This window comes from Nonomuraea sp. NPDC003727, assembly GCF_053586935.1.
In genome coordinates this window covers 121,060-131,345 of the sequence record NZ_JBSFNE010000007.1, presented here as the reverse complement: position 1 = coordinate 131,345, position 10,286 = coordinate 121,060, and the positions used below count along the sequence as shown (strand labels likewise).

Annotated in this window: 11 protein-coding genes and 1 tRNA gene; 5 read left to right on the top strand and 7 right to left on the bottom strand. The window is 67.2% G+C overall.

Annotated features, from left to right (window positions below; genetic code table 11):
- Window positions 1–45 precede the first annotated feature (45 nt).
- Together ACWDLG_RS19355 and ACWDLG_RS19350 are read left to right on the top strand one after the other, a co-directional pair.
- On the top strand, window positions 46–1,152 hold the full coding sequence (locus ACWDLG_RS19355; RefSeq protein WP_449921683.1) for a cytochrome P450: 1,107 nt from the start codon (window positions 46–48) through the stop codon (window positions 1,150–1,152).
- 53 nt (window positions 1,153–1,205) lie between these two features.
- Complete coding sequence (locus ACWDLG_RS19350; protein ID WP_449921680.1) at window positions 1,206–2,150, top strand: methyltransferase domain-containing protein; 945 nt, start codon at window positions 1,206–1,208, stop codon at window positions 2,148–2,150.
- A gap of 241 nt (window positions 2,151–2,391) precedes the next feature.
- On the opposite strand, the gene ACWDLG_RS19345 is transcribed toward ACWDLG_RS19350, so the two are convergent.
- The 3 genes from ACWDLG_RS19345 to ACWDLG_RS19335 form a co-directional block, all read right to left on the bottom strand.
- Complete coding sequence (locus tag ACWDLG_RS19345; RefSeq protein WP_449921677.1) at window positions 2,392–2,949, bottom strand: DinB family protein; 558 nt, start codon at window positions 2,947–2,949, stop codon at window positions 2,392–2,394.
- A 1,234-nt stretch (window positions 2,950–4,183) separates the two neighbouring features.
- On the bottom strand, window positions 4,184–4,414 hold the full coding sequence (locus tag ACWDLG_RS19340; protein ID WP_449921674.1) for a hypothetical protein: 231 nt from the start codon (window positions 4,412–4,414) through the stop codon (window positions 4,184–4,186).
- Between the two features lie 174 nt (window positions 4,415–4,588).
- Complete coding sequence (locus tag ACWDLG_RS19335; RefSeq protein ID WP_449921672.1) at window positions 4,589–5,254, bottom strand: Crp/Fnr family transcriptional regulator; 666 nt, start codon at window positions 5,252–5,254, stop codon at window positions 4,589–4,591.
- A 60-nt stretch (window positions 5,255–5,314) separates the two neighbouring features.
- Between ACWDLG_RS19335 and ACWDLG_RS19330 the strand changes: the two genes are divergently transcribed.
- Entirely contained in the window at window positions 5,315–5,584 is a 270-nt protein-coding gene (locus tag ACWDLG_RS19330; protein ID WP_449921670.1) for a YciI family protein, read from the top strand.
- Between the two features lie 383 nt (window positions 5,585–5,967).
- Here ACWDLG_RS19330 and ACWDLG_RS19325 read toward each other — a convergent pair whose 3' ends face one another.
- Window positions 5,968–6,195, bottom strand: coding sequence for a hypothetical protein (locus ACWDLG_RS19325; protein ID WP_354915924.1), 228 nt, complete (start codon window positions 6,193–6,195; stop codon window positions 5,968–5,970).
- 52 nt (window positions 6,196–6,247) lie between these two features.
- On the opposite strand from ACWDLG_RS19325, the gene ACWDLG_RS19320 reads away from it, so the two are divergent.
- A complete protein-coding gene (locus ACWDLG_RS19320) occupies window positions 6,248–6,970 on the top strand; it encodes an integrase core domain-containing protein (RefSeq protein WP_449921668.1) in 723 nt (240 codons plus the stop codon).
- Window positions 6,971–7,173: 203 nt separating this feature from the next.
- On the opposite strand, the gene ACWDLG_RS19315 is transcribed toward ACWDLG_RS19320, so the two are convergent.
- Window positions 7,174–7,249: transfer RNA gene (locus ACWDLG_RS19315), tRNA-Lys, on the bottom strand.
- 52 nt (window positions 7,250–7,301) lie between these two features.
- A complete protein-coding gene (locus ACWDLG_RS19310) occupies window positions 7,302–8,471 on the bottom strand; it encodes an acyl-CoA dehydrogenase family protein (RefSeq protein WP_449921665.1) in 1,170 nt (389 codons plus the stop codon).
- 65 nt (window positions 8,472–8,536) lie between these two features.
- On the opposite strand from ACWDLG_RS19310, the gene ACWDLG_RS19305 reads away from it, so the two are divergent.
- Window positions 8,537–8,875 (top strand): PspC domain-containing protein, encoded by a 339-nt coding sequence (locus tag ACWDLG_RS19305; RefSeq protein ID WP_449921663.1) that lies wholly within the window; start codon window positions 8,537–8,539, stop codon window positions 8,873–8,875.
- A gap of 14 nt (window positions 8,876–8,889) precedes the next feature.
- Here the strand turns inward: ACWDLG_RS19305 and ACWDLG_RS19300 are convergent, their stop codons facing one another.
- Window positions 8,890–10,176 (bottom strand): MFS transporter, encoded by a 1,287-nt coding sequence (locus ACWDLG_RS19300; protein ID WP_449921660.1) that lies wholly within the window; start codon window positions 10,174–10,176, stop codon window positions 8,890–8,892.
- Between the last annotated feature and the right edge of the window lie 110 nt (window positions 10,177–10,286).

Sequence of the window (10,286 nt, the reverse complement as noted above, 5' to 3'; positions counted from 1 at the left end):
TTCGACCCGGCCGAAGAACTCGCCCGTCTCCGGGCCTCGGAACCGGTGACCCGCATCACCCTGTCCACCGGAGCGAGCGCCTGGATGGTCACCCGCTACACCGACGTGTTCCAGGTGATCTCCGACCAGGCCCGGTTCAGCTCCGAAGCCGCGATCGACGGCCCGATTCCCATACCCATGCCGGAAGGAGGCTTCCCCCCACCGCGTCCGGGGTTCTTCTCGACGTACGGTCCACGCGAGCACGGCCGCGTCCGGCGGATGCTCAACGCCGAGTTCAGCGCGCGCCGGATGCGGGAGTTCCTCCCGCGGGTCGAGAGCGTGGTCGACGACTGTCTGGACGCGATAGACCGGCTGGGACCTCCCGCCGACCTGGTCGCGGACTTCGCGCTCGCTGTCCCGTCACGGCTGTTCTTCGAACTCCTCGGGATCCCGGAATCGGACCGGCCCAGGCTCCTGCCGCACGTGGACATGCTGCTCGACTTCACCGCAGACCCGCAGGACCAGGCGGTCGCGTTCGGCGAGCTGGACACGTACCTGAGCGGCTTCGTCGGGGAGTGCCGCCGTCGTACGGTTCCCGGGCTCGTCGGCAGACTGATCACCTCGCACGGAGCGGAGCTGTCCGACTCCGAGGTCGCCGGGATCGCCGCCCAGTTGTTGCTCGCGGGATACGCGACGACGTCCGGGACGATCGCTCTGGGCGTCCTGCTGCTGCTGTACCACCCCGACCAGGCCGCCGCGCTGCGTGACGGCTCCGCCGACACGGACCACGCCGTCGAGGAGTTGCTCCGCCACCTGTCGGTGGTGGCCTTCGGGAAGGTGTTCACCGCCGCCGAGGACACCACGGTCGGTGGCCAGGAGGTCAGGGCCGGAGAGTACGTCCTGTGCCACCTGCCGTCAGCCAATCGCGACAGGGACCTGGGCCCCGGATTGGACCGGTTCGACATCAGCCGCGAACCGCCGCCCCATCTCGCCTTCGGACACGGCCCGCGCCACTGTCTAGGAGCGGAACTGGCCAGGATGGAGATACGGATCGGCATCTCCCGCCTGCTACGCCGCTTCCCCGGCCTGCGTCTGGCCGTCCCGTTCGACGAACTGCGGTTCACCCCGATGAACGCGGCATACAGCGTCGAATCGCTTCCGGTGGCGTGGTAGCACCGCGCTGGGAACCAGCGGCCATCCGGACCGGACGGCGAGCGGAAACCCATGTGCGCCGGTCTCCGCGCGGCAGCGCGGCGACGGTCGCCTGTCGCTCTGTTGCGCCGGCGGCCTGCAGCGGACCCCTTTCAACGGATGGAGGAGAAATGTCGAGCGGATCGCTTCCCGGAACCGAAGACATCGCCGGCTCATACGAGTACCTGGCCGCCCTGACCGAGAAGGTCGGCGGACCCGACCTGCACTACGGGTACTGGTCGGGACCGGAGGACCGGTCCTCGATCGAGGAGGCCACCGAACGGCTGACCCGCGTGGTGATCGAAAGGCTGAAAGCCGTCGCCGGCGACCACGTGCTGGATGTCGGCTGCGGGAACGGACGCCCCGCCGTGGCGGTAGCCGAGACCACCGGAGCGCGAGTGACGGCGATCGACGTCAACGAGCACGCCCTGGAACGTGGAAGGGCCTGGGCGCGTGAACGCGGCGTGGAATCGTCGGTGTCCTTCGAACGGTGCGACGCCCTGGCCACCTCGTACCCCGAAGCCTCGTTCGACGCGGTGCTGATTCTGGAGACGACACCACATTTCATGCCGGAACCGCTGTTCGCGGAGATCGCCCGGGTGCTGCGGCCCGGTGGACGGGTGGTGGTCGAGACCCCGTACCTGCGCGCCCCCCTCACCGACGAGATGCGGTCACGGTTGGCGGCGTACTTCGACATGTTCCAGGTCCTGTCCATAGAACCCGAGGAGGCCTACACGAGGGCCCTGCGCGTGGCGGATCTCGAGATCGAGTCCACGGAAGACATCAGCGAACACACCGAACCCTTCTACGGCCGGATCCTTGAGAGATTCGACCGCCACCGGGACGAGCTGACGGCCGAATACGGAGTCGAGGCCGTGGAACGCGTCGAGAGCGCGATCGCCAACTGCGCCGCGATGTCCGGAATGGGCAGCATCCTTCTCACGGCGTTCAAGCCGGTCCTTCCCCCGCCGACCGGCTGAGCCGTTCGGGCCTGTGGCGGGGCTGAGACCGGCCTGCGGACGGTGGGCGGTCACAGTGGCGCACTACCGCGACAGGTACAGCACGGTCTCCGCCCGCACGGACAGCGCGGCGGTGTATGTGACACCCATGATGGCGCGGGGCTCCTGTGAAGTTGATCTGTGGTGGGACCATCTTCAGATGCCGGAGTCCTGCGTCGTTCCGTCGTACGTCAACGGGGTCGGCGTGCCCTACCCGTGATCATCACTGGCCTATGCGTCCGTCGATCCGCTCGCGCAACAGGTCGACGTGACCCATGTGGCGGCCGTACTCCCAGATCATTCCGACCAGCACCTCGCGCAGCGACATCGCCCCTCCACCGCCGCCATGCTGATTCAAGGGATCGTCGCCGGTGATGTCGAGACTGGGCGCCTCGGCCACCAATCGCGTGGCGAAGTCCACCTCCGTACGCCATGCCTCCCACGCCTGCGTGACTACATGGGGGTCGGGGACAGCACCATCGAAATCACCGTCACGGTCGATGTCGGAGCAGAACAGCGGGGACACGTCCTGTCCCGCCATCATCTCCCGGAACGTTCGACGCTCCATCTCGGCCAGGTGTCGCACCAGCCCCAGGAGCGACATCGTCGATGGTTCAACGGCACGCCGCGCCATGGCCTCCGCATCAAGCCCTGAGCATTTCATCTCCAAGGTGAGGCGTGCACAGCGCAGGGCTTCGACCAGCGTGACGCGCTCGTCGCCCAACGTCGGTCCGTTCTCACGCGGGTCGTCGTCGGACGGCTTGCCGTCCTCGGTGAACATGTCGGCTCGTCGAGTCGTGGCCATGGCCGCAATCATCGGCGATGCGCATGGCGGCCGGCAACGGATTAACGACACCTGCAGCCATGGTCAACGAGTTCGGGCGTGGCGTCTGCAGCATATCTCCGAATTCGGCTGTCCGGAACCTGCTTACAAATCTATTTAAACGCAGGCGTCCGGAGAGAAGGGGCTGCGATGTTGTTTAACCCTCACCAGGGATGTCTCACGCTCAAGCATGAAGCAGCAACTCAACCGCATTGATTGACACATGAGATGCTGCAAGTCAAGGCTCGAGCGATCTGCTCGCCGTATGCAACTCTCGTCCCGTCTCAACCTGGGGCTCCTACCCCTCATGAAAGGAGTCAGGTCATCAAGCGCTTCATTGCCTTATGTTCCGTCCTGGCGGCAGCCCTCTCCACTATTGTGCTGACCGTCCCGGCAGCGGCTTCTGCCGCCACCGCGACTACTTCCAGCACGTCGGCCGCGCCATGCACGATCCGCCTCTTGGACGCTGGACGCACGTCACGCGCATCCTGTACCCCCGGATCGTATATCCATGAGGTGTACTGCTCTGGCAGCAATGGGGACGAGCAATACTTCGAACCCTTCACGACCACCAATGAGATCTCCTGCTCATTGGGCGGCGACGCTCGTGTCAAATCGCACACCATCCACCGGGCTGGAAGAGCTCTGGTGACGGCCGGCGAGCAGCCGGAGGTTCCCGCTGCTAAAAGGGCGGCTCCCGACGGATGCTACTCCGGAACCATCGATGGGGGCCGTACAGCCTATGCCTTCTGTGCGCAGTACCTAGGCGAATGGCAGCACTCCGTGCAATGCACTTATGGCAACGCCAGGTACCTGAAGCACTTCCATCCCCTCGCGGCGGGCTCGCGCCACGAGTACACCTGTAAGACCAACTACCGGGTAACCTGGCAAGAAGTATACGTCTTCTGAGCCAGCGCGCCTGATGGGCCTCGGCATCCTTATGGCCGAGGCCAATTTCATTGCCCGGACATGGCGTGTCCGCGTGCCCGGCACCACTGCGTACCCGACTGCGGGCCGGGTCATTCAGGCGATGAAGTCGGCGGGTTATCTGATCCGAGACCGGGACGGGAAATTCCCGGCCGAGCCCTTTTCATCTTGAGTCCGGTTTCGCCGCCGCGTACGCCGCGGCTGCGGCGATGTCGCGGGCCGAGGTGGAAGACCTGGTCACCGCGATCATCACCGCGCCGGTCAGCTAGATCCACCCCGCCTTGGCGTCCTCCGGTGCGTCGCCGTCCTCCAGCAGGCGCACGGCATCCCGCAGCCACTCCTGCGGGTCCTGCACCGTCGCCGTGCGGGCGCAGGACAGCAGCGGGCTGTCCGCCAGCTTGGCCTGGTCATGGATGTGGGCCCGGGCCAGGCCGACATCCCGGCCTGTCGGGCCCCGGAGGCCGACCCCGTCAGCGGCGGGGACGAGCCGCTCCACCCGGTCGGACAGCGCGTCCTGGCACGACAGCCCCGCTACATCTGCGACTGATGCTGATCATCCATCTCAAACACGCCACCGGTGTGGCGGTCAGGCTGAGAGGGAGGACTCGGAGGTGGCGGGACTGCGATAGCCGGGGCTGCTGTGCAGCACCAGATTTCTGCAGCGGGAGGTTCAGCTTCTACGGGACATGGCGCTGAGTCGTCTGGGATCTAGCACCACGATGACGCCGGGCTCGACGCGGATGGCGCCTGCCTCGGCGAGAACTCGCAGGGCGCGGTTGACCGTGACCCGCGACAGGCCGATCTCCTCGCCGAGTCCTTGTTGCGCCCCTGGCAGCGTGATCCGGCTCCCTTGTTCACGCATGGACTCGGCGACCCAGTCTGCGATCTGGACGACCGGTCGCGGCGCGGCCCGGCGGACATGGGCCCGCCGGTCACGGTTCACCTGCCCTGACAGGTGGCGCAGTACGTGGTCGCGTAGCGCCGGCACTTCGTCGATGAGACCTCGAAGGAGGCTTACCGGCAGGAAGCGAACCCGGCAGGTGGCCGAGGCGGTCCAGGTGGCCGTGTGCGCTCCGCCGTCCAGCACCGCGGCTTTGTCGATCACGCAGGGCCCCGTCACCGTCGCGAATCGAACCCTCGAGCCGTCACCGGTGTCGTAAGTGGCAGACAGGGTCCCCTGCTCGAGAATGACCAGATGCTGAGCCGGGTCACCGAAACGCGCGACAGTGGCGCCCGCGGGGACTTCCCGCGGCGGGCACTGCTCGGCGAGCCGCTCGAGGCGCGCATCCTTGAGCATTGAGAACAGAGGCACCGCCGCCAGTTCCCCTTTGTCCACATCTGGGAGAGTATCTCGCGATACAGAAGCGCGGGCGAGGAGTCCGTACCGTTCCCCTCCATGATCTGCGTAGAACTGTCCTTCACCAACGACCGCGCGCGTCTGGCGGCGCGGCCCGCTCACCGCGAACGGTTGCGCGCGCTGCACGAGCAGGGCGCTCTGCTTCTGGCCGGCCCTTGGGAGGACGACTCGGGAGCGTTGCTGGTCTTCACCGTTGACCGTGCGCGGGTGGATCGGATCATGGCCGAGGACCCGTACTACACCACGGCGGGTGTCGACGTCGTCTCGCTGCGCGTGTGGTGTCCCATTCTGAAGCCTGAACATGGTTGAAAAGAACTGATCTGGTGATATCCGCAGATCTCCTGGCAATGCCGGTGATTGTCATGGTGGCGGCCTTCGCTCGGGGAATCACAGGGGTTGGGTCCGCGCTGGTCACTGCGCCCTTGCTGTCGCCTGGGCATAGCGGCTCCAGAGGCGCGGTCAGCCTGCCGTACAGGCTGCCGCTGATCGCCCAGCCCGCCACGAAAGACAAGAGCAGCGAGGCGGCGCACAGGGCAGGGAGGCGCGTGTGATGCGCTCCATGGCCGGGTCGTCGAGCAACTCGGAGGCGTAGCGGGCGGCGGGAACGGGCTCGTCGAGGAACAGCCGGCCCAGGTGGGCGGGCGCCGGCGTGGATGTGCTCGCGCTGTGTGTTTCCCCGTGGTGCAGTGGTCTCAGAGCTTGTACAGCTTGTTGAATGGCGTTGTGATTCGTTCCCGCCGTGATCCGAAATCGACGAACACGGCGATCTCGTCTTCGACACCGACGACGACGCCAAGGCCATACCGATCGTGGGTCACTTGGTCGTTGAGGCTGAACCGCTCGGCAGGTGGAGCGGGGGGCGCGGGTTTGAAGGGACTTGTGGGCAGGTGACGGCGGGGACCGCCGCTAGCTGGCTTCATCCCCTCCAGTATGCGCCTCCTGCGGAACCGGTCGCTATCCTGCGCTACAAGATTGGGGATCTTCGTGAAGCCCAAGGGCAAGGGCAAGGCGCGTACCCGGGACAAGGGGAGCATGACCCGGGTCTCGCTCACCCCGCTGACCGTGGCCGACGCCGACGAGATGGTGGACGTCCTGAGCGGTGACGATCTCTACGCCTTCATCGGCGGTTCGGCCCCCACGCTGGACGGCCTGCGCGCCCTCTACACGCGGCAGGTCGTCGGCCATTCTCCCGATGGGCAGGCGGAATGGCACAACTGGATCATCCGCAGGGTAGCCGACGGACAGGCGGTCGGCCATGTACAGGCGACGATCACTGAACGGGGCCGCAAGACTCGGCACCGCGCGGCTCCTGATCGAGTGCCGTGGATCTGTCGCTGGTTTGAGGAGCGCGGCTTCAATCGCGAGTGGCTGTCGGAGCCGGATGCTGGCTTCGGCGTCGGACTCACCGGTATCCGGATGCCGCGCATGAACGCGATCATGGAACGATGGGTGCAGTCGTGCCGCCGAGAGCGTCTCGACCGCTGCCTGATCTGGAACGAACGCCACCTACGGCACGCCCTGCGCGAGTACGAAAAGTTCTACAACAAGCACCGAGCCCATCAGGCCCTGGCCCAAGCGGCACCGTTGCGTACCGTGCCGGATCCGATCACCGATCCGAAGCGCATCGCCGACCTGAACATACGCCGGCGGGAACCTGCTCGGCGGGTCCTCCACGAGTACTCACATGCCGCTTGACCTGCATGGATAGAGTTTTCGGAGGCACAGTCCTGGAAGCTTCCGAAACGCGCGGCCGACCTGGGCAAACGCGCCAAGATCCATTCCGCGTATATTCCGGGAGGCGTGGCATACGGCGGCATCCGGTGGCATTCAGCTGCCCACCTGGCTCACGCCGTACGGGAGGGAAACCCCAGCTCAGCAGCGGTATTCGAGGTGAAGAGTGGTAGGGCGCCCGGGGCTCGAACCCGGAACCTACGGATTAAAAGTCCGCAGCTCTGCCAATTGAGCTAACGCCCCTCGCAAGATGCAGGGTACAGAGGCTACCGCCCCCCGCGCGACGTCAGGCACATCACCTGTACGCCGACAACCCGGTCAACGCCTCTCCCAGCACCAGCGTATGGATCTCCTCAGTCCCCTCGTACGTCAGCACGCTCTCCAGGTTCGTCATGTGCCTGATCACCGGGTACTCCAGTGTGATCCCGTTTCCGCCGAGGATCGAGCGGGCCTGCCGGGCGATGTCCAGCGCGGCCCGCACGTTGGCGAGTTTCCCGAAGCTGATCTGCTGGGGCGTGAGTGCCCCCGCGTCCTTCAGGGCTCCCAGGTGGAAAGCGGTCAGCGACGACTGTGCCAGTCCGACGTACATCCACGCAAGCTTCTCTTGCGTGAGCTGGAATCCGGCGATGGGCCGGTCGAACTGGACGCGGGTGCGCGCGTAGTCGAGCGCCGTCTCCAGGCAGGCGCGGGCGGCGCCGACGACGCCCCAGAGGATGCCGAAGCGGGCCTCCGACAGGCAGGAGAGCGGCCCGCGCAGGCCGGTCACGCCGGGCAGGACGGCCGAGCCGGGCAGGCGGAGGTCGTCGAAGTAGAGCGAGGAGGTCACCGACGCGCGCAGCGACATCTTCTTGTGGATCGGGGGCGCGGAGAATCCGGGCGTGTCGGTCGGGACGACGAAGCCGCGGATGCCGTCGTCGGTCTGGGCCCAGACGACGGCCACGTCGGCGATGGACCCGTTGGTGATCCACATCTTGGATCCGTTGAGAATCCAGTCGGAGCCGTCGCGCTTGGCGAAGGTGCGCATGGCGGAGGGGTCGGATCCGTGGTCGGGTTCGGTGAGGCCGAAGCACCCGATGGCCGACCCTGAGGCCATCAGGGGTAGCCATTGCCGCTTCTGCTCGTCGGACCCGTACTTCCAGATGGGGAACATGGCCAGCGAACCCTGGACCGACACGAACGAGCGCAGCCCCGAGTCGCCCGCTTCGAGCTCGCGGCAGGCCAGGCCGTACGAGGTCGCGTCGGTGCCGGCGCAGCCGTACCCCTCGAGGTGCATGCCGAGCAGCCCCAGCTCGCCGAGGGCGGGCGCGAGCTCGCGGGCGGGGAAGACGGCCTCTTCGAACCAGTCGCCCACGTACGGCAGGACGCGGTCGGCGACGAACGACCGGACGGTGTCCCTGATCAGTTTCTGGTCGCCGGTGAGCCTGTCGTCGACCCGTAGCAAGTCGACCCGTAGCAAGTCGTCCATACCCCAGGGTTCTACCAGGGGCAATCCCGATGTGGAAACAGCGGGCCCAGGGGCAGTCTTGAGCCATGAGCGAATCGAACTTCAAGCAGCTGCGCAGGACCCGCCAGGGCAGGATCATCGCGGGCGTCTGCTCGGGCATCGGCGACTACGTCGGCATCGACGCCAACCTGGTCAGGATCGGCCTGGCGATCGCCACGCTGTTCGGCGGCGCCGGCATCGGCGTCTACGCGATCGGCTGGCTGCTCATGCCCGAGGAGGGCAAGAACACCTCGATCGTCCAGGACCTGATCAACAACAAGCAGGCCAAGGACACCTGGCACCAGGCGACCCCCGACTACAGCCCGGCCGCAGGCTGGCAGCGCCAGGAGCCCGGCATGCCCGGTGACCAGAAGCCGCAGGCGTGACCGTGCCGGCGGGCTCAGGCGGCGGCCTGGGCGCGCACTCTGGCGACGATGTCGCCGCGAGACTCGGTCCACATCATGGCCAGCACGGCCGCGACCGTCACCCCGCTGATCCCCGCCAGGGCGACGACGGGCTCGGGGCCGAGTCTCTCGGCGGCTATGCCGCCGATCAGGATGCCGATGCCCTGCGCGGCCATCAGCCCTGACTGCACCAGGCCGAACGCCTGGCCGCGCCGCTCGGCCGGGACGCACTGGACGAAGGCGGCGTTGGCCGCGAGCTGGTAGGCGCCCCCGATCCCCGACAGGACCCACAGGGCCAGCACGACCGCCAGCGACGGCCGCATCGCGCACACGATCAGCGGCGCGCACGTGAGCATCGACAGCCACCCCATGGCGTGCAGCCGCCCCGCGGGCGAGACGAACCTGCTGAGGAGGAAGGCCCCCAGCACAGTCCCCGCCGGCATGGCCGCCATCAGCAGGCCGGTGATCACCGGTACCGGCAGCGAGGCGTCCTTCGCCAGCTCCACGGCGTACGGCACCGCGATGCCCTCAGGCAGCACGTAGAACCCGCACAGCCAGGCGAACAGGACGAGCGTGCGCAGCTTCCTGTCACCGAAGACGAGCACGGCTCCGGCGCGCGTCATGTGCCACATCGACGGCTTCTTCCCGTCCGTACGGCCGGCGGCCGGCCTCCGCCGTACCCCTGAGACGAGGATCAGTGCGGAGGCGAGGAAGGTGGCCGCGTCCAGCGCCAGCGCCCGGTAGGGCCCGAGGAAGGCGATCGCGGCGCCGCCGGCGGCGAATCCGAGCATCTGGACGGCCTGGTTGGTCATGTTCTGCAGGGCCGAGCCCATGACATAGCGGTCGCCCTCGAGCACCTCGGGCAGCAGCGCCGCCCTGGCCGCCGAGAACGGCGCGCTGAGCAGCACGACGAAGAACACCAGCACGCACAGCACGGCGAACGGCATGCCGGGAACGGCCATGACGGCCACGAGCAGCGCGCGCAGGAGATCGCACACGATCATCACCCGGCGGCGCGCGAAGCGGTCGGCCAGGCCCGCGAGCAGCGGCCCGCCGAGGATCGACGGCAGGTAGGTCAGCGCGTAGACGGCGGCCGTGGCGAGGGCGGACTGTGTCCGGTGGAACACGAGCACGGCCAGCGCCACCTGGGCGAGCTGGTCGCCCAGCAGGGAAAGGCCCTGGCCGTACCAGAGCGCGCGGAACTCACGTAGGGCGAAGACCTCGCCGTACGTGGCCCGCCGTTCAGGGGCACGCCTGTGCCTCCCCGGAAGCCTAGCCCCCATAGGTCCCCGCTGAACCTGACTCAGTGTGCTCGCTATGTGACCTAAGGTGCCGGGGAGGGGGCTGCTGCGCAACCGAAAGCAGCCAAGCTCTTGCAAACTGTAATCGCGGG